20 protein-coding genes are annotated in these 19,359 nt (G+C 29.5%); all 20 read right to left on the minus strand.

Annotation, left to right across the window (positions count from 1 at the left end; translation table 11 throughout):
- Window positions 1–2: 2 nt before the first annotated feature.
- Window positions 3–395: an energy transducer TonB gene (locus IPH62_00290; protein ID MBK7103711.1), complete on the minus strand. Its 393-nt coding sequence runs from the start codon at window positions 393–395 to the stop codon at window positions 3–5.
- 263 nt (window positions 396–658) lie between these two features.
- A complete protein-coding gene (locus IPH62_00295) occupies window positions 659–892 on the minus strand; it encodes a hypothetical protein (protein MBK7103712.1) in 234 nt (77 codons plus the stop codon).
- 275 nt (window positions 893–1,167) lie between these two features.
- Window positions 1,168–1,371 carry a hypothetical protein gene (locus IPH62_00300; GenBank protein ID MBK7103713.1) on the minus strand — a complete coding sequence of 68 codons (204 nt, stop codon included), beginning with the start codon at window positions 1,369–1,371 and terminating at the stop codon, window positions 1,168–1,170.
- A 20-nt stretch (window positions 1,372–1,391) separates the two neighbouring features.
- Window positions 1,392–1,817, minus strand: coding sequence for a hypothetical protein (locus IPH62_00305; protein ID MBK7103714.1), 426 nt, complete (start codon window positions 1,815–1,817; stop codon window positions 1,392–1,394).
- 250 nt (window positions 1,818–2,067) lie between these two features.
- The gene (locus IPH62_00310) at window positions 2,068–2,601 is read right to left on the minus strand and encodes a hypothetical protein (protein MBK7103715.1); all 534 of its coding nucleotides are present in this window, start codon (window positions 2,599–2,601) and stop codon (window positions 2,068–2,070) included.
- Window positions 2,602–2,891: 290 nt separating this feature from the next.
- Window positions 2,892–3,323: a hypothetical protein gene (locus tag IPH62_00315; GenBank protein MBK7103716.1), complete on the minus strand. Its 432-nt coding sequence runs from the start codon at window positions 3,321–3,323 to the stop codon at window positions 2,892–2,894.
- Window positions 3,324–3,571: 248 nt separating this feature from the next.
- Entirely contained in the window at window positions 3,572–3,931 is a 360-nt protein-coding gene (locus tag IPH62_00320; GenBank protein MBK7103717.1) for an SdpI family protein, read from the minus strand.
- A 300-nt stretch (window positions 3,932–4,231) separates the two neighbouring features.
- Window positions 4,232–4,660 (minus strand): hypothetical protein, encoded by a 429-nt coding sequence (locus IPH62_00325; GenBank protein ID MBK7103718.1) that lies wholly within the window; start codon window positions 4,658–4,660, stop codon window positions 4,232–4,234.
- Window positions 4,661–4,919: 259 nt separating this feature from the next.
- On the minus strand, window positions 4,920–5,318 hold the full coding sequence (locus tag IPH62_00330; GenBank protein ID MBK7103719.1) for a GIY-YIG nuclease family protein: 399 nt from the start codon (window positions 5,316–5,318) through the stop codon (window positions 4,920–4,922).
- A gap of 276 nt (window positions 5,319–5,594) precedes the next feature.
- Entirely contained in the window at window positions 5,595–6,740 is a 1,146-nt protein-coding gene (locus IPH62_00335; GenBank protein MBK7103720.1) for an IS91 family transposase, read from the minus strand.
- A 269-nt stretch (window positions 6,741–7,009) separates the two neighbouring features.
- Window positions 7,010–7,369 carry a tyrosine-type recombinase/integrase gene (locus IPH62_00340; GenBank protein MBK7103721.1) on the minus strand — a complete coding sequence of 120 codons (360 nt, stop codon included), beginning with the start codon at window positions 7,367–7,369 and terminating at the stop codon, window positions 7,010–7,012.
- Window positions 7,370–7,421: 52 nt separating this feature from the next.
- Window positions 7,422–7,748 carry a tyrosine-type recombinase/integrase gene (locus tag IPH62_00345; GenBank protein ID MBK7103722.1) on the minus strand — a complete coding sequence of 109 codons (327 nt, stop codon included), beginning with the start codon at window positions 7,746–7,748 and terminating at the stop codon, window positions 7,422–7,424.
- 62 nt (window positions 7,749–7,810) lie between these two features.
- Complete coding sequence (locus IPH62_00350; protein ID MBK7103723.1) at window positions 7,811–8,011, minus strand: phage integrase N-terminal SAM-like domain-containing protein; 201 nt, start codon at window positions 8,009–8,011, stop codon at window positions 7,811–7,813.
- Window positions 8,012–8,480: 469 nt separating this feature from the next.
- Window positions 8,481–10,430, minus strand: coding sequence for a T9SS type A sorting domain-containing protein (locus tag IPH62_00355; GenBank protein MBK7103724.1), 1,950 nt, complete (start codon window positions 10,428–10,430; stop codon window positions 8,481–8,483).
- Between the two features lie 240 nt (window positions 10,431–10,670).
- Window positions 10,671–11,162: a hypothetical protein gene (locus IPH62_00360; GenBank protein ID MBK7103725.1), complete on the minus strand. Its 492-nt coding sequence runs from the start codon at window positions 11,160–11,162 to the stop codon at window positions 10,671–10,673.
- Window positions 11,163–11,212: 50 nt separating this feature from the next.
- On the minus strand, window positions 11,213–11,425 hold the full coding sequence (locus IPH62_00365; protein MBK7103726.1) for a hypothetical protein: 213 nt from the start codon (window positions 11,423–11,425) through the stop codon (window positions 11,213–11,215).
- Between the two features lie 597 nt (window positions 11,426–12,022).
- The gene (locus IPH62_00370) at window positions 12,023–15,193 is read right to left on the minus strand and encodes a DUF4981 domain-containing protein (protein ID MBK7103727.1); all 3,171 of its coding nucleotides are present in this window, start codon (window positions 15,191–15,193) and stop codon (window positions 12,023–12,025) included.
- A gap of 133 nt (window positions 15,194–15,326) precedes the next feature.
- Window positions 15,327–16,973 (minus strand): alpha-L-fucosidase, encoded by a 1,647-nt coding sequence (locus tag IPH62_00375; protein MBK7103728.1) that lies wholly within the window; start codon window positions 16,971–16,973, stop codon window positions 15,327–15,329.
- Window positions 16,974–17,135: 162 nt separating this feature from the next.
- Entirely contained in the window at window positions 17,136–18,188 is a 1,053-nt protein-coding gene (locus tag IPH62_00380; protein MBK7103729.1) for a zinc-binding dehydrogenase, read from the minus strand.
- A gap of 32 nt (window positions 18,189–18,220) precedes the next feature.
- Window positions 18,221–19,222 (minus strand): aldo/keto reductase, encoded by a 1,002-nt coding sequence (locus tag IPH62_00385; GenBank protein MBK7103730.1) that lies wholly within the window; start codon window positions 19,220–19,222, stop codon window positions 18,221–18,223.
- Window positions 19,223–19,359 lie beyond the last annotated feature (137 nt).

The following is a 19,359-nucleotide window of genomic DNA, read 5'->3' on the forward strand; positions in this document are numbered from 1 at the left end:
TTTTATTTAAGTATAAATTTAATTACGAGAAACATTCTAACTTTTACAGATTTTGAATTTATTTTACCAGGTTCAAAGTCTGGAATATTTTCAAATAAAGTTTTAGAATATTCATCACAAATTCCACCTAAGCTTTTAACAATTTTTATATTTTCAACTTTCCCTTTTTCATCGACAATATAAGAAACTAATACTTCTCCAATTGCACCAACATTGTTAGGCCAGATAAATTTTTCATCAATATATTCTGATAATTTTTTGTTTTGAAAATTAAATTGAGGAATTTTATCAACTTCATAATATTCATAAACTTTACAACTATCTTGAATTTGACAAAATGTATTTTCAATTAATAATTGATTTAGAATGAAAAAGATGAAAATAAAACATTTCATAATTCTATTATTTTTTTCAAAAGCATAACGGCGGCGCAAATAACACGCCGCCTTTAATTTAATTTTTGCTAAATAACGAATTTCTAATTTTACAAAACAATGTTTAACTTTTTTCACAAACATTGTTTTTAAACTTTCTGAATTGCACTAACTTTAACAAAAAAGCTTAGTTAAACTTCCAATATTTCTGTTTACAAATTCCCGCCAAGTGAAAATGGCGGTCGTGTTGATTTGTTTGTTATACCGTTTTATTTTAGTGAATTTCAATTTCCATTTTCTTCAATAATTTTATCAATCAAATCATTTTCTCCAACTATATTTTCATTTCCCAAAAATCTTGAAACTTCCATATGTCCATCTTCAAAAACGTCAATTTCTGTTCTTTCTCCAACAAGAGTTAAAGTAACAAGAATTGTATCTGGTCTTGATCTTCCTAACGTAAAAAAAATATGAGCGTCTTCAAGTTTTTTTAGCAGTTCATAAATTGGATGAATCATTTTTTGTCCAAATTATTGGTATGAAATAATATATATATTAATAATTTTTTCAACGGTATAACGGCGTGGCAAATAACCCGTCCGCCCAAAACAACAATTTTATTTAATAACGAATGGTTTATTTTACAAAGCAGTTTTTAATTTTGTTTTACAAAAAACTGCGACTCACTTTTCTAAATTGCACTTCACTTTTACAAAATACTTAAATGAACTTCGAAACTTTTTGTTTACAAACCAAACCAGAATTGAGCGAAGCGGTCGGGTTGATTTGTTTGTTAGGCATTTTTTTTATTTAATATATTTTCCAAAATAAAGTAAACAGCATTTAACAAAGAAATTAATTCTCTTTTTTCTTTATGATTAAAACTATTTGATATATTTAGTTCATTTAGAATTTCTTTTTCAATTGAGTTTAATTCTTCCTCTGAATTTCTTGAAAATGCTTGAATTGCTTTTTGATATAATTTATCAAATGACATATTAAAATCTCCTTTATTTTTTAGTAAGGATAATAACCATTACCCATTAAATAAGCACTTGCAAATTCAGAACCGAGTTCATGTTTATAGATATCAGATTTGTATTTATTAGTTTCTATAATTTCTTCTCTATCTAAGACATATGGTTTAAGTTTGTGTTTTTTTTTGCTACCATAATTGTCATAACCGTTTAAAGTAAATGTTATTTCTATCTTTCTCGAATCTTTATATTCTTTAGCAATACGCCAAATTATAAGTGATATTTCTTTTGCAGTGGTTGAAAAATTATCAAAATCAATATCAGATTCTGCTAATATTATACCATTTTTTTCTTCTATCACATCATAACCATCACCTTTAATTATATTTATTATAGTACTTATTACAATAATTAAAATTATAATTGATAAACAACCAATTTTTTTTTGTTTCGTTTCTGCATTCATTTTACCACCTTTAATTTTCAAATGCCTAACGGCGGCACAAATAACACGCCGCCCATAATTTAAATTTTACTAAATAACGAATTTTAAATTTTACAAAACAATGTTTAACTTTTTTTTACAAACATTGTTTTTAACTTTGCTGAATTGCACAAACTTTAACAAAAAACTCTAATTAAACTTCCAAACAAACTTTTTACAAATTCCGCCGAGTGAAAACGGCGGTCGTGTTGATTTGTTTGTTATGCAGCTTTTAATATATTTCTTCAAGTGTTTTATCTGAAATTGTTAATAAATATTTGATTGATTTTCTATTCTGATGCTCATCTGTGTAATCGATTTGAAATTTATATTGATCTCTTATTTTTTCTTGGGTGATAATTATAAACCCACTAGTCTTATTGGCTATTTCAGAATTTGGTTCAATAGAAATATTCCCATTGTCATTTAGATGAATATTTATATTTGTTGCCATTCCACCTATATTTGAAAAATAAATTGAATACTTATTTGGTAATTCAATTATTTTAAGTAATTCAAGTTTAATTGGTTTTACAAAAGTCTGATTCATAAATTGAATATTTTCATCAACATCATTTAATTTATATCTTGATGAATATTCTGATACTTTGTTTTTCAAATCAATATTTTGTTTAATTCTTTTTTCTTGTTTCCATTTCTTAAAACCAGATATCATTTCCATTACAACTTGAAATCGAAATATTATATAAGCTATTGCAATTAAAACTGCCAAGATTTTTAGAATAAAATAATGTTCTGTTAACATTTCTTTCCCTATTTTACAAGCTGCATAACGACGTTGCGCCTAACCCGCCGCCCATAACAAGGAAGCAGAGTAAAACACAACTGATAAATATTAAACAGCCGTTGCGTAAATTGCGTCAGCAACGCAAACGGCTGTAAGTTAATTAATTAGAACGAACACTTAGAAAAAAATGCCGAATAAAAACTACACGCCAATAATTAGAAAACCGCTGAACAAAAACGGCGGTCGGGTTGAGGCGCTGGTTAGGCACTTTTTATTTATAATTTGAATAGTGTAAAAGTAAAATGTATTTATTTTTTAACTACAAAAACACCTTCGATTACATTGTTAGCTTTATCAGTTTCTTTCAATCTGTTTTTTGCATCAACCACTAATTTATAAGTATGTTTCCCCAACTTTTTAGGTATATATCTTGAGTCACCTTCAGTTGAGTATTCTACAATGCCATTTTTAAATTTCAATTTTGGTGTAGAGTAGTCCCAGTTTATTAATTTATTATCAACATAAAACTCTACATCATAAGATTTTGCGGGCACTTCTTGTTCACCACTATTTTCAATTCTATAATTAAATTCTACAGGATTATCCAGAGTTATATTTTCTGGGGAGTATTTGACATATGTAGCTTTGATATCATATATATCTTTTGATTGAGAAATAATATTTGTGCTTAGAACCAAAAATACACTCAGATAAATTGATATTCTAAAAATGACTTTCATAAATATCCCTTTCATTTGTGCCTAACGGCGTGGCAAATAACCCGTCCGCCCAACACAACAATTTTATTTAATAACGATTGGTAAAATTACCAAAGCAGTTTTTAATTTAGTTTTACAAAAATCTGCGACTCACTTTTCTGAATTGTACTTCACTTTTACAAAAAACTTAAATTTACTTCCCAATTTTTGATTTACAAATTCCCGCCAAATTAGCGAAGCGGTCGGGTTGATTTGTTTGTTATACATTTTTACTTTAAAACAGTTTGAATTTTCTTTTTTGATATTGTTGTTGCCAATTTACTCGATTTTATTGTGACGCCAATTACACTTACGTATATAAATATTGTAATAAATATGAAAGCATAAATATTTGGAATTATTTTTTGGAAATATAAAACCATACTTATAATTACAATGATAACGCCATTATTAAATAAGTATTTTCCACCTAATCTGTTAGTTTCAAACCAAACTTTTTCATCTTTCATCGTTTCTGGTAATCTTATTCCGTACCAATGATTAATTTTTACTTTTTGCAATATTAATGGAATTGATAATGCAATCATTAAAATTCCAACAAAGCCAGAAATTAGAAATAATATTTCCATATTTCCTCCAAATGTATAACGGCGGCGCAAATAACCCGCTGCCCTAAACTACAATTTTATTAAATAACGATTGATTTATTTTAAAGAGCAGTTTTTATTTTATCTTTAGCAAAAACTGCGACGCACTTTACTGAATTGTATTTCACTTTTACAAAAAACTAAAATTTACTTTCAAACTTTATTTTTACAAATTAAACCCAAATTAGCGAAGCGGTCGGGTTGATTTGTTGGTTATGTTGCTTTTTTTTACTCACGAATTAATATAATTTCATTAGTTACATTCCCATCTTGTATTGCATTTTATACAATCATATCTGGTGTTTTAAATTCAAATCTAAATTTTAATGGGGAATTCTCTGGATTAGTAATTATAATTTCGCCTTTATTTTCTGATGTGAACCAAGCTTGGCAAAGTTCCATATTTGTTAAAGATTCTTTTAATTCTGCTATAGTAAATTTATCAGCTTTTTTATCATAACCATAAAGTTGAATTACTCTGTCAAGTATTTTTCCGTTCTTTATTACTTTGCTATTACATAATAAACCATTTCCAAACTTCTCATTTTCAGAAATAAATATTGTTTCATCATCAAATTCACATTTCCAAGTTCCAATAAATTGTTTCATCAATTCAACTTGATCAAGTTTTTCATTCATACTCTGTGCCTTATTTAAATTTACAACAATTAGTATAAATCCTAAAATCACTAAAGTTTTACGAATTACCATAATTTATAAGATTCCATTTATTATTTCTATTGCAACATAACGGCGGCGCAAATAACTTGCCGCCCAAAACAACAATTTTACATAATAACGAATGGTAAAATTACTGGAGCAATGTTTAATTTTCTTAAAAAACATTGCGACTTAACTTTTAAAACATTGTTCCACTTTAACAAAAAACTAAAATAAAACTTCCAAACTTATTTTTTACAATTTCCGCCAAACCAGAACGGCGGTCAAGTTGATTTGTTTGTTATGTTGCTTACCATTTTTCTAAATTATTATCTCTAACTTTTACAAGTTTTTTATATTGCCTTTGTTGATTAAATGGATTTGCATTTTTATCATATCTGTAAATGTGTCTGAGTAATCCTTCCAACTCTTCAATTTCTTGAATTGAAATATTATCGTGAACTTCAAATAATGAAAAGTGTGTCCAACTTGATCCTTTTGATTTGCTTCTTGAATGTGAATTTAATCTTCCATGAATCCCAGATTTATCTCCTCTTGCCATTCCTACATAAATTACACTATAATCTTTATTGCTGTTTTTTTGCAGTAATAAATATATCCCTCTAGTATTTGAGGGAATATTTCTTCTTTCTTCTTTGGGAATAAATTCCGCACACCTTTTAATAAATTTCATTTTTGATACTGGCATATTTCCTCACAATTTTTGTTTGCAACATAACGACGTTGCCAATAAGCTGCTGCCCAAAAGAGCAATGCCAAATAAGCAACACAATGATTTATATTTAGCCGTGCTTAACTTTACATGTAAGCACGGCGGAACTAAACTTCAATAATACTGCTAATGTTAATAGCAATGCCAAACAAACTTTTAATCTTTATTTCTGTATTCAACCCGAGCAATTACGGCAGTCAGCTTGATTGGCGGGTTATATTAAGCTTTTATTTATTAATTAAGCTCTCAACTTCAACCATACCCACTCAACAATACTTTACTTTCACATTCCGGACATACACATTTAACTTTTTCTTCCAACTCATTTATTATTTCTTCAACTTTTTCTTTTAATTTTCCAAGTTCACTCTTTATTTCTTCTTCTATTTTATTCAGTGAGTCTTTCTTTTTATTTGGAGCAAAGATTCCTCCATACCTTATCTTTCTAAATCCTTCTGGTAGTATATGTAGTAAAAATCTTCTGATAAATTCCGTGTCTTCTAATGGTAGTATTTCTTTCTTAGCTATGCCTCGTTTATCTTGCTTCTTGTAGTTCTTATATTCAAATCTTACTACTCCTTTTTCATAACTCTTTATTCTGCTATTGGATATTGCTACTTTGTGTGTATATCTCGATATATATTCTAACGTCCTTTCTCCATTGCTAAATGGTGCCTTCGAATATATTACCCATTTCTTTTGACTCAATTTATATAGGTAATTGTTAAACTCTTTTGATCTTGATAGTATTTCTATCTTTCCCGGAAATCTTAATTTCCCTTCCTCATACTTTTCTTTTAGTAACTCTATAAATTTTCCCATCATAACTTCTGACATCGCCCCTACCGGAAACATAAACTTCTTCGAATATGGTAATTTCTTAAATCTCCCTTCTTTCAGTCCTCCACTTAATACCATATAATGTATATGTGGATGATATAACATCTGACTTCCCCATGTATGCAATAAACCGATGTAACCTATTCTTCCTCCAAAATGTCTTTTATCCTCTGAAAATTTATTTAGTACATAAAAGCTGCTCTTGAATAATATATCATATAATATCTGCTGATTGCATATTGATAGATTATTCAACTCCGATGGCAACGTGAATACAACATGAAAGTATGGTAATGGCAGATAATTCTTTAGGACATTTATTAACCATTTTATTTTCTTATTCTGGTTACATCTATTACAATGTCTGTCTCTGCATGGTCTTTTCTTTTCTTCTTCATATCCACATTCTTCATTTGTGCACTTAAATTTAACCGGTGACACGTTATCTGAAAAACAATTGATAATCTTTGTGATTACCTTTCTCTGTTTGTTCGATATGCCTTTGTGCTCCAAATATCTCTCTATTCCAGACTTTAATATATCTGATACTTTTATCATTAGAGCTTAACTTATTCATATTTTCAATGAACTGCCAATGCTTTTTTGGCTTAATATAACTATTTATTAAGCAGAATACCCGTCTCTTATTAAATGGAGCAAAAAAAGATGTTTATTCTACTTTTGGTTTTTCTAATATCTACTTAAAATTTTTATATCTTATTATAAACTATAATTTTATACAAAATTTTCAAACTTAAATTTGGTTCGCTATACTGAATTTTCTTCCGCTTTCCATTCCCAAATATCCAATTATTTCCTTCCGTTTTTCAATACCTAATATTTGCGTCTAACGGACTTCTTACACCGGTTCCGCTATTTAATACATGCGTATAAATCATTGTTGTTTTAACAGAACTATGTCCAAGTAATTCTTGTATTGTTCTAATATCGTAACCATTTTCTAGCAAATGGGTTGCAAAGGAATGTCTAAAAGCATGCGAACCGGCATGTTTTGTAATCTCAGCTTTTTTTAATATTTCTTTAATTTTTTTCTGAACTGTTGTTTCATGTAAATGGTGTCTGTAGTAAAAATTATTTTTTTCGGATAAAACAAATTTATCCGATGGAAAAATATACTGCCATCCAAATTCTTTTCCGGCGTTTGGATATTTTTCTCTTAATGCCATCGGCAAAATTGTTTCGCCTTTTCCGGCTTTAAGATCATTTTCGTGAAGCTTTTTACTTTTTAAGATGGTTTATTATCTCCGGAATTATTGAAGTCGGCAAAATTGTTTGTCTGTCTTTTTCCCCTTTGGAATCACGAACGGTAATCATTTTATAATCCATATCAATATCTTTAACTCGCAGCCTTAAAGCTTCTCCTAATCTTAAACCGCCTCCGTATAAAACCGAAATAATTATTTTTGTAACTCCGCTTAATTGTTTGAATATTTCCGAAATTTCATTTTTAGAAAATACTGTTGGTAATTTTAAATTTCTTTTTGCTCTTTTAACATTTTCAAGCCAGCCTAATTCTATGTTCAAAACTTTGTTATACAAATACATAATGGCATTCATTGCTTGGTTTTGCGTTGATGCAGAAACCTTTTTATTTACTGCTAAAAATGTTAAGTATTTTTCAAGATCTTTTTATCTAATTCCTTTGGATGTTTTTTGCCGTTGAATAAAATGTAATTTTTAATCCATCTTAAATATGCTTCTTCTGTTTTTCTGCTGTATCTGTGGGCTTTTAAAGTTAAGCTTACTTTATCAAGAAGTTTAGGATTTTTAGTAACTACTATTGCACTATTTGCTTTTTTTTCTATCAATTATTTGATGATAAATTAGTTACACAAAATTAAATAAATTATAGTTAAACTTCAATTATTTAAAATTGATTTTTATAATTATTTGCTTTCAAAAATTCTTCTTCGGGCTTGATTAAAATAAGATATAAAATACTATTTATTTTTTTTACTGCTCCGCACAATCAGTTACAATAACTAAATATTATATTAGTTTAATAATTTAATTTAATATAATGAATAATTTACCTTTTGTAAATACGTATAAATACTTACAAGTTAATTTTTCATTACATTAAATTTTATACTATTCTTAAGTTCTAAGTGAAATTCAATCTAATTTGATTTATCGATTTGAAAGAAGGAAGATATGTTAAATTTTTAATTGGAATTTAATGATTGTTTGTGAAGATAGTTACTTCTCTTTTGCAAGGGTTTGTATATCAATGTTTTTGTTGATTACTTAATCGATTGATAAAAATAATTCAAGATTTTATTTGAGTATTATAAGCTTTTTTGTTTCCATAAATTCACCCGATTTTAAAACATAAAAATAAACTCCGGAAGTTAGATTTGTTCCATCAAATTGAATTTTATAATTACCGGGTTTTTGAAATTGATTTACTAAATATTTTATTTCTCTTCCTAAAATATCATAAATGATTAATTGCACATTTGATGTTTCAAAATTCAGATTTGAAGGGATTGAATATTCTATTGTTGTATTTGGATTAAATGGGTTAGGATAATTTTGACTTAGGTAAAATTTATTTGGAATTTTTTCTTCAATATTTTTTTCAACATTTACTAAGGTTTCACCTTCAAGCAGCAAATATATTGCGGAATAAGGCGGGCACTCGATCTTTAAAGAATCATCTGTAGTAAAGGAATAAGGAGCAATTTCCAAATAGTTTTCTGGTCCACCGGAAACTTGGCTTGAACTTTCTCCGTTTACAAAAACCTTACTTGAAAATGTACCATCCCCATTTTCATCTTGAAGTTGAAACCAATAAATACGTTCACCAACTTCATAGTTTTTGAGATCGAGTTCTACAATTCTATTGTTCGCAGATTTATTTATTAATGTAATTCCAGCATGATTAGATGAGAAGTTGGACGCAAATGCAACAATATCTAATTTTGAATTACTATTCACTTTACTAACTTCAGATTTTACTAAAACATCACCAAAGTATTTTTGTAAATACATCATATGATAGAATGCCGGGTAAGGAGTAAAATCACTTACATTTGGTTCGCCTCTTGAAAACATACCATGATCATTACCTTCACTAAATCCATTTGATAAGTCCCATCTATTAACTAATCCATATCCTTGTTTTATTGCTTCACCAAGAACAAGTGTACTATGCATTCCGTTTATATGCGAAATCATTTGTTTTGAACCTACCGCAAAAATATTATACTCTGTTAAAGCAATTGGCTTTGGAGCAAGTCTGAATTCAGTAAGATCTTTTAGAACTTGATTCTTAAAATTTGATGTTCGTGTATATGAATCTAATATTACACTTGCATTAGAATTTTGGTCATATGGAGTGAAATAATTATGAACAATATAGAAATCGGGAACTTCTCCAACAACTGCCATCATTTTCTCATTCCAAGAAGTTTGTATTGCATCCCACGAAGTTTCCTCTTCGAAAGCTTGGAATCCTATAAAAATTTCATGACCAATTTCATCTGCGGCAGCTTTCATAGAATCAGCAAATACTAATCCTTGCTGACCATATATTTCGCCATTAATAAATTTTGGCTGCCCGTCTTTATTTAATGTTTGATCTATTTCATATCCTTTATTCCAGTTTCCAAAATTTTCATTTCCTATTTCCCAAAATTTTGTGCGACCATTATCATGTCTTACCCATTCGGCGGCATAATGTGCCGCTTGGGCAACCGGATTTGCTGAAGTTCCATAACGTGCATAAGCATAATTTACAGTAATTATTCCGGTTGAATTTACTGAATCAAGTAATCTGTAATAATTGTCAAGTGACATTGTCCAGTTTTCTTCATTCTTTCCAAACCAAACATTTACATCATTTGGGATATCCGATGGTTTATTGTTTGGAGCACGATCCCAGAAATATTCATTTGAGAGATTACCGCCTGGATATCTTAGAATATGCGGATTAAGATTTCGCAAGTTATTTACAACTTTAGCATTATCCCACATAATAGTTGAATAAGTATTGGCATTATTTCCATAAATATATTTTGGGATTTTTGTTATTGTATCGCCAAAATCAACGGTAACAACAAAATCAATTATTCCAGAAGGCTTTTCTACGTTTGTAAAATAATTTGGACTTTCAATTTCTTTCGGCTCCCAATCATTAAGAAAAAAATCTTGTTGGGAAAAATTAGTTTGCACAAAAATTAGAAAATTTATTTGTAAAAAAAGTAAAAGTCTAATTTTATTCATGAAATAATCCAAGAAATTTTATTAAAAGTAAATTTAAGTAATTCATATTATATACAATAATTTATAATCTGTCGCTTACAAACAAAAAATTATTGCGGCAATTAAGTATATGAAATTCAATTGAAGAGGTTTTCTGAGCACTATTAACTTTCTAAACATAAATTTAGAAATATTTTTTTACTTCTTTATTTTTAATGCAGTTAAGCTTACGGGACCCAACAATCCGGATTCATTTGGCTCCTAATTTTTTGCTGTAAACACACCATTTTTATCTAAGTTTTTCGATTCTTTTGCGGCAAAATTTATGTTGTAAAACTTTTTATAATTCTTCCCTTTTCTTTCCAAATCTATAATTCTGTTAGCCATTAGGTTTGTTACTAAAATCTCAAGTTTATTATTTTTTTTATATTTTGTGCAATCAATGTTTACTTTAAATAATGGCCCAACCAATGTAGAAATTTTTTCATCATTTAAATAAACTTCTGCCGATTCTAATACTTTGCCTAAATTAAGTTCACAATAATCAGTATTGAAAGCGGGATTTTCAAATGTTGTTTTATATTCAGCTGTGCCCGAAAACCATTTATGTTCTTCCGAAATTGATGTCCAAGTTTTCAATTCTTTTGTTGTAAAAGATTTGGGAATTATTGATCCGCCTTTAATAAACTCAATTTCCCAATTCCCATTTAAAGTTAAAGTGCTATTTGTAAATTCATAAATTGGATATTCCATAATATTTTGTTTGGTATTATACCACTGCAGAATTAAAGATTCTCCTTTCGCTAATTGAAGATAAACTTGCGAACTGTTTCTCCATGTGAAATAAATTTAATTTTAATTTTTAGTTTTCTATATGTCTCTTGTCTTTCGTTTAAATTAAAGAGACCGGGAACATCATTTGGAAAATTATTTTCAAAAATTATTTCTGCTCCATTTTGTGCAAGATCTAAAATTTTCTGTATAGTTTCTAAAGGAATAAACCTGCCTTCAGGCACAATAATCGTTTTATATTCAGCACCAGTAGAGATAATTTTTTCATCATCAAATTTTAATTGTTGAATTTGTTTATCTGAGATATAATTAAAAGTATATCCATTCTTTTGATAAAAAACTTATATCATCTTTTTCAAATCCTTTTACTCCATAAATTGGTGTTATTTCAACTCCGCCAAAACCCGCATTTTTAATTTCTTCAAGATTTGCAGTTAAATCTTTTTTATTTACTGCGCTTCCATGCCACCACCATCTTATCCAAGGTTCTGTTTCATTATTTACTTTCGGCCATTTAGCAGTAGTATTTTTCTTAGATGAAAATGAATAAAAAAAGTCATAAATATTACAACGAGAATTAAGTAAGATAGGATTGGTCTTAAACTTTTTATTTTCTCAACCATTGCAGAATAATTCAAAGAAACCTCTGAATCCGTTAGCTAACGGATTCAAAATATCATTCCGGCCAGCCTGCCAGTAAGCAAGTTTGCGTTTATTGCAAGACCGGAATCCAAAAATCTTATTCTGGATTCCAGAACTTTAACAACGGATCGAGCGAATGACAATCACAATTGATTAATTTTTCTGAAGTTACTTGTAATTTATTTTGAAATAGGAGTTATCTTAAATGAATACTCGTATCCTTTCTTACTTGGGAAAATTAAATATTCATTATGCGGCATAGCTCCCCAGCTATCGTCACTTCCCAAACCCATCATTTTATGATCAATATGTAACTGAATCAAATCATTTTTTACAATATCCTTTGTGTGCCTTAAATCTTTGTCTTTATCAAGACCCGCATCAAAATCACTTATATAATTATGTAGTGCATTAAATTCAAATAATTTTTCTGATTCAAACTTTAAACCTATGCCATCTTCATTTACTAATTTTAGACAAGACACATCTGTTCGATGTCCATTTTCTTGAGGTCGGATATAAGGAACATACATATCGCTTACTTTCGATTTATATAATCCAAAATGTGTTGAGTATTTTCTATCTGTATAATTTTCAATCGGGCCTCTTCCAAAATATTCTATGTTTTCAAATTCTGAGGGAAGAGTTGCTTTCATTCCAATTCTTGGAATTACGTCTTTTGAAGTATCATTGCTAAAAAATTTATTATTAACATTAACTTCACCATCTGCATAAAAAGTATAATCAACATTCCATGTTGAGTTTACATTTTCGAAATCATATATCAAAGAAACATTATAAGATCCATCGCCATTTTCTGCAAGATTATGAGATTTAATTTTTAAATCACTTTCAGAAGCAACTTTCCAAGGTTGACATTTAACTGCCATTTTCCAACCGTAATCGTTATCGGTTGGTGCGCGCCAGAATGTTGGTCTAAATCCTTCAACGTTTTTAATAAATTCTTTTCCCTTAAAATTATAAGAAGTAATTATTCCTTTGTTAAGATCAATTGTTGTTTTATAATTTTCGCCGGAAATTAAAATTTCATCATCATTTTCATTTACAGAAATTTCACTATTATTTTTTGATGAATTAAGAATAGGTTTAGTTTTTATAGGAATTCTAAATTGTTCATTTGCAACTTCATAATCATTTGGAAGAATTGAACTTTCATCTTTAATAATTTTTACGGAAAGATTTAAGAAATAATTTTTACCAATATTTTTTTCTAAATCTTCAACATTAATTTTAAATCTTTTTTTGGCTTGAGGTACTATGCCAATATTTTCTTCAGTTCCTTCTTTTATAATTTTTCCGTCAACTTCAATTGACCAATCAAGATAATAGTTCTTAAGTGTTTTAAAGAAATAATCGTTTGAAATTTCAAATTCTCCGTTCAATAAATCTATTGGTTGAAATGAAATATCTTGGTAAACTTTTTTCACTTCATAACTGTGAGGCTTTAGAGTTCTATCCGGATAAACAACACCGTTAATTAAAAAATTTCCATCCGAAGGAACATCTTTCGGTCCGTAATCTCCGCCGAATGTCCAATATCTTTTATCGCCAACTTTTTTCAAAATTCCTTGATCAACCCAATCCCAAATAAATCCGCCTTGTAGATTTGGATATTTTTTAATCATATCCCAATAATCCTTTAAATTTCCCAAACTGTTTCCCATTGCATGAGCATACTCACATTGAATCAGCGGACGATCGTGATAATTTTTTGCATAATTTTCCATATCCCAAATTCTATCATACATTGGAACATAAATATCGGTGTTCCACTCCATATTTGCTCTTTCATATTGAACTAGTCTAGTTTCATCACGTTGTTTAATCCAATTGTAAGTGTTGTAAAAATTATAACCGTTACCGGCTTCATTTCCTAAAGACCAAATTATTACGCTTGGATGATTTTTATCGCGCTCAACAGCGTTTTTAGTTCTGTACAAATGCGCTTCTAACCAATTCGGATTATTACCAAGAGTTTGACCATTTTGAAGATTATATCCCATTCCGTGGGATTCGATATTTGCTTCGGCAACTAAGTAAAGTCCATATTTATCGCATAGCTCATACCATAAATCCGGTTGAGGATAATGACTCGTTCTTACCGCGTTTACGTTTAACTCTTTCATTCTCTTAATATCCAACATCATAGTTTCTTCATCAACAACTTGACCGGTTAATTGATTAAACTCATGAAGATTTACACCTTTAATTAAAATTGGTTTTCCATTTACCAATAACAATCCTTCTTTAATTTCAACATTTCTAAATCCAAATTTGTAAGGAATAATTTCTTCAACTTTTCCAGTTGATGATTTTAAATAAATAAGCAGCGCATAAAGATTTGGAATTTCGGCCGACCATGATTTTACATTTTTAATTTCATTTTGCAAATTAATTTTCTGAATACTATTCTTTTTAATATTTAATGATTTATTTTCTGAAAATATTTTTGTTCCGGATTCATCTATCAATTCATAACTGATTTGCTTTTGCATATTTTTATTTAGATGATTTTTTATTTCAACATCAATATTAATTTTTCCATCTTTGAAATTATTTATCAATGTTGATTTCACAAAAAAATCTCTAACTCTAACTTTTGGCTGAGAATAAATAAAAACATCTCTTGTAATTCCGCTTAATCTCCAAAAATCTTGGCATTCCAAATAACTTCCGTCAGTCCACTTAATTACTTCAACAGCTAAATTATTATTTCCATTTTTAACAAAGTTTGTGATGTTAAATTCAGCCGGAGTTTTGCCGTCTTTTGTAAAACCAACTTTCTTTCCGTTTATCCAAATGTAACCGGCAGATTTAATAGATCCAAAGTGAATGAAAATTTCTCGGTCATTCCATTCATTCGGCATTTCAAATTCTCTTTTATAATATCCAAAATAATTATTTTCCATATCAACAAACGGCGGAACTTGAGAATTATCAAAAGCCCATTCGTATCTTATATTTGTATAAATCGGAATTCCATACCCCTGAATTTCCATATTTGAAGGCACGGGAATTTTATCCCATTTTATTGTGCTAAAATCCGTTTCACCAAAATTTTCAATTCTATTATTTATTCCTTGACGAAAGTTAAAATCCCAAATTCCGTTTAACGAAATCTGCCATTCCGAATTTTCTCTTCGATTTGTTTTTGCTCTATCAATATTGGTGAAAGTCATAAATGTAGAATGTGGTTCTTCTTTATTTATACTTTGAATATTAGGATTCTCAAGTTCCGGATGAGGTAATCGATCATATTTTTTTTGTTTCTGAGCAAAGTAAACATTTGAAAATATTATAGCAGCCAATAAAACATATAGTAATTTCATTAAACTCTCCAAAGATTAATTTTCTTTAAGTACACTACAATTTTTTACAAAAAATTTTAAATATTTTTTAATGTGAGTTTTTAAATAATTTTCAAAATCTATTTTATTATTAATTATTTACGATTACGAATTTTCAGATAGAATTCGTTTCAATTTTAAATACAATAGAATGATCAGAAGTGAAATTTTCCGGAATAATAATTTTAAGTCCGTTTTCTTCTTGCATCCAATTAATTTTTTCTGAACTTCCAAGTAAACTAATATTTAGTAGTTGACAATTTTCTAATAGATTAGAAATTGATGCTAATGCTTTGATTTCAATAGATTTATTTTTAGGAATTCCTAATAAGAAAACATAAAGCACATTATCTTTTTTGGTAAATCGAATATCTTCGGATGTGAACTTAGTTTTATTTTCATTGAACATTCCGCTCGCTACTTTTGAAGGTCCTTCTCCATAAATTTTCCAAGGACGCGTTCCGTAAATAGCTTCTCCATTTATTTTCATCCAAACAGAAATTCCTTTCAGAAATTTTTCTTCAAGAGTATCAATTGTTCCATCGCCTTTAATTGGAATACTTAAAAGTAAATTTCCATTTTTACTAACAATATCAATTAATTGATGAACAACTTGCTCAACAGTTTTATATTTGTTTTCATCAAATATTTTTTTGCTATAATGCCAACTACCTATGCAAGTGCAAGTCTGCCAAGGGTTTTGTTTGAATTCATTCGCAAAACCTCTTTCAATATCTTCCACCAATCCAGCATTATGATTGCCTTTCATTTCTTTAGCATTAACAACTGCTTCAAGTTGTCCCTTATTCCATAACATACTTGAATTATAGTAATGGGCCGTTATATCCATTCCATATTGCCTAAGTGGAAGTTCAAAATTATCAAAATAAAGAAGATCCGGTTTATATGTATCAATCAAATCTTTGCAGCGAAGGAACCAATTTTCTGCAAATTTTTTATTATCTGGAATTTCTTCAGTCCAAAGTCTATCATTATTATCATGCCAATCATTTATTTCACTTATTGAATTTAATCCATTTGGCATAACCATATTTGGTCCGGTATATAAATCTTGCGGATCAAGCCCTTCCCACCATTTACATTTTCCATCATCTTTTGATAAAGAAGCTGCATCATATCTTATTCCGGCGTTTGATCCTTCACCATCATATCCGTAAGCTGTTTGAAACCAATGCCAAGCATGAGCTGAGTGATTACTTACTCCAAAATAAATTCCATTTTGTCTTGCAAGTTTTTCCCAAATTCCAACAATATCTTTTTTCGGACCAATTTTTGTTGAATTCCAGTCGTGATATTTTGAATTATAATTATCAAAATTATCGTGATGATTTGCTAATGTAACAAAATATTTTGCTCCGGCATCAACATATAATTTCATAAGAGAATCGGGATTCCAATTTTCTGCTTTCCACAAATTATCAATTTCCATAAATCCAAATTTTGAAGGATGACCATATTTTTGCAAATGAAAATCATATTGATTATTTCCTTGAATATACATATTTCGTGCATACCAATCGCCTTGTTCCGGAACACATTGCGCCGACCAGTGTGCCCAAATTCCAAATTTTGCATCACGAAACCAATCCGGACATTTATAATTTTTCTCAAAAGATTCCCAAGTAGGTTCAAATATTCCACTCTGAATATTAAAATCTTTCTGTTCTTGGGCTATAATTTTACTTGTAAAAATTTGAATAGAAAAAATAATAACGATTAGAATCTTTGAAGTTAAGTTCATTATGAAACCTATTTAATTATTATTGAATCACTAATGATTATGAAACTTCTAAAAAATTAAATTAAAGGTACTTGTCATTCCCACGAAAGTGGGAATCCAGAGAGAATTCAATAGATTCCCGTTTTCACGGGAATGACATTTTGAATATTTCAGAAGTCTCGATTATTTTAATTCCTCATCGAAAACAACGGCAACTTTACCGCATTTACCGGAAGCCATTACTGCGTATGCCTCTTCAACTTTTTCAAGAGGAAATCTATGAGTTATTAAATCTTCCGGGTGAATTCCCCATCTTACAATTCGTTCAACAAGTTCTTCCATTCTCCAAATATTAGTAACCCAAGATCCATAAATTGTTTTTTGATCATGTATAATATCCGGCGATGGATTGAATGTACATGATCCGCCTTCTCCAACAAATACAATTTTTCCCCATTTTCGTGCAGCTTGAATACTTAACAGTCTTGCTTTATCATTTGCAGAACATTCTATTGATTTTTCAACTCCATATCCGCCGGTTAAATTTTTTATTTCATTAACATTATTATTTCCAGCTTTAAGAACATAATTGAACAAACCGGTATTTTGTGCAATTTCAATTCTTTCGTCAATAACTTCAACACCAATAATATTTTTTGAACCAAGAGCTTTGCATAACATTGCGGCAGCTAATCCAACCGGTCCCAAACCAGTTATTAATACAGCATCATTTCCGGAAATTCCAATTTTTTCAATTGCTTCATATACTGTTCCAAATCCGCATGCAACTTGAGCTCCATCTGAATATGATAATTCATCCGGCAGTAATACCAAATCTTTTTCTTCTGCTAGTAAATATTCTGCCATTCCGCCATCGCGCTGCCAGCCGTATGCCCTTCGATATTCGCTTGTGCACGAAATCATGTAACCTCTTCTGCAATCATTGCACACACCGCAACCCGAAATATGATAAACAATTACTCTATCATTTTCTTTAAATCTTCTGCAGCTGGGACCTACTTCAATAATTTGACCGCAAGGTTCGTGTCCGGCAATCATACCGGATTGATATCCTTCCGGACCTTTTCCCAAATGTTCGTGATAAATGCATCTAATATCTGAACCGCAAATTGTTGACGATTTAACTTTTATTAAAACTTCTCCATGTCCAGGTTTTGGAATATCAAATTCCATTAACATTGTTGAACTATTGCCCGGTAAAACTGCTCCTTTCATTTTCATTTAAAAATTTCCTTAAATAATTTTAGTTAAGAGGGAATGTTTCCATTTAGGTCCCAAAGATCTTCCCAAGATTGATTATCTTTCCAAAGAAATACTTGACCTTTTATTAATCTGCAATTCTTATCAATTTTAGAAATTTCTTCGATATCTTCATTAGTAAGCTGAGTATTTATAATAGCATTTAGATTTTCCATATAATGATTGACAGAAAATGGTATTGGAATTTGTCCACGCTTAACTGCCCACGCTAAACTCACGTCGGATGGTCTTACATTTAATCTTTTAGAAATTCTTTGTATTACTGGATCTTCTAAATCAACTGTATCATCATTTGTTCTATCGCGATCCGGTCTTCCGGGTGAACCAAGCGGACTATATCCAATAGGTTGAATATCATTTTCAATGCAAAAATTAAAAAGTTCCGGCTGCTGAAAATGCGGATGCAATTCCATTTCATTACATGATGGTTTAATTTTACAATCTCTTAAAACCAATTTCAATTTTGGGATTGTCATGTTTGAAGTGCCAATATTTTTTACTAATCCCATCTCAACTAAACTTTCCATTTGCTGCCAAGTTTTCATGTAGTTTTCATGAATATAGGGTTTTGCATTAGAGCTTCTTGCACTTACATCACATTTTGGTGGATGGTAATTTGGAAATGGCCAATGAACTAAATATAAATCTAAATAATCTAACTGAAGATCACTCAAAGATTGTTTGCATGATTCAATTACTTGATCATGTTTATCATTCCAAACTTTTGATGTAATCCACAATTCTTCCCTTTTAACAATCCCTTCTTTCAAACATTCATTTATTTTCTTGCCAATTTCTTTTTCGTTTCCGTAAACAGAAGCACAATCAATATGCCTATATCCGCCAATGATAGCATTTTTAACAGTTTCGGCAACTGTTTCAGAATCGACAGAATCTGATCCGAATGTTCCTAAACCAATTACAGGTATTTCACTTCCATTATTTAATATTTTAAGTGGTACATTTTTAGGTTTAATTTCTGAATTCATATTTTTTCCTAAATTTTAGACTAACCAATACGTTAATTTTTTCCACCTTTGGTTTTTATTTTATGAGGCTTCCGACAAATTAAAAAGTGAGAATTTCATAGTTTACAATCCGTCTGCTGACCGCTAACGCCAATAAT

Source organism: Ignavibacteriota bacterium (genome assembly GCA_016708125.1).
Lineage (GTDB): Bacteria > Bacteroidota > Ignavibacteria > Ignavibacteriales > Melioribacteraceae.

Excerpts from the sequence above, each read along its gene's own strand:
- IPH62_00290 (MBK7103711.1), bottom strand. The coding sequence starts at position 395 with ATGAAATGTTTTATTTTCATCTTTTTCATTCTAAATCAATTATTAATT.
- IPH62_00295 (MBK7103712.1), bottom strand. The coding sequence starts at position 892 with ATGATTCATCCAATTTATGAACTGCTAAAAAAACTTGAAGACGCTCAT.
- IPH62_00300 (MBK7103713.1), bottom strand. The coding sequence starts at position 1,371 with ATGTCATTTGATAAATTATATCAAAAAGCAATTCAAGCATTTTCAAGA.
- IPH62_00305 (MBK7103714.1), bottom strand. The coding sequence starts at position 1,817 with ATGAATGCAGAAACGAAACAAAAAAAAATTGGTTGTTTATCAATTATA.
- IPH62_00310 (MBK7103715.1), bottom strand. The coding sequence starts at position 2,601 with ATGTTAACAGAACATTATTTTATTCTAAAAATCTTGGCAGTTTTAATT.
- IPH62_00315 (MBK7103716.1), bottom strand. The coding sequence starts at position 3,323 with ATGAAAGTCATTTTTAGAATATCAATTTATCTGAGTGTATTTTTGGTT.
- IPH62_00320 (MBK7103717.1), bottom strand. The coding sequence starts at position 3,931 with ATGGAAATATTATTTCTAATTTCTGGCTTTGTTGGAATTTTAATGATT.
- IPH62_00325 (MBK7103718.1), bottom strand. The coding sequence starts at position 4,660 with ATGGTAATTCGTAAAACTTTAGTGATTTTAGGATTTATACTAATTGTT.
- IPH62_00330 (MBK7103719.1), bottom strand. The coding sequence starts at position 5,318 with ATGCCAGTATCAAAAATGAAATTTATTAAAAGGTGTGCGGAATTTATT.
- IPH62_00335 (MBK7103720.1), bottom strand. The coding sequence starts at position 6,740 with ATGATAAAAGTATCAGATATATTAAAGTCTGGAATAGAGAGATATTTG.
- IPH62_00340 (MBK7103721.1), bottom strand. The coding sequence starts at position 7,369 with ATGGCATTAAGAGAAAAATATCCAAACGCCGGAAAAGAATTTGGATGG.
- IPH62_00345 (MBK7103722.1), bottom strand. The coding sequence starts at position 7,748 with ATGTATTTGTATAACAAAGTTTTGAACATAGAATTAGGCTGGCTTGAA.
- IPH62_00355 (MBK7103724.1), bottom strand. The coding sequence starts at position 10,430 with ATGAATAAAATTAGACTTTTACTTTTTTTACAAATAAATTTTCTAATT.
- IPH62_00360 (MBK7103725.1), bottom strand. The coding sequence starts at position 11,162 with ATGGAATATCCAATTTATGAATTTACAAATAGCACTTTAACTTTAAAT.
- IPH62_00370 (MBK7103727.1), bottom strand. The coding sequence starts at position 15,193 with ATGAAATTACTATATGTTTTATTGGCTGCTATAATATTTTCAAATGTT.
- IPH62_00375 (MBK7103728.1), bottom strand. The coding sequence starts at position 16,973 with ATGAACTTAACTTCAAAGATTCTAATCGTTATTATTTTTTCTATTCAA.
- IPH62_00380 (MBK7103729.1), bottom strand. The coding sequence starts at position 18,188 with ATGAAAGGAGCAGTTTTACCGGGCAATAGTTCAACAATGTTAATGGAA.
- IPH62_00385 (MBK7103730.1), bottom strand. The coding sequence starts at position 19,222 with ATGAATTCAGAAATTAAACCTAAAAATGTACCACTTAAAATATTAAAT.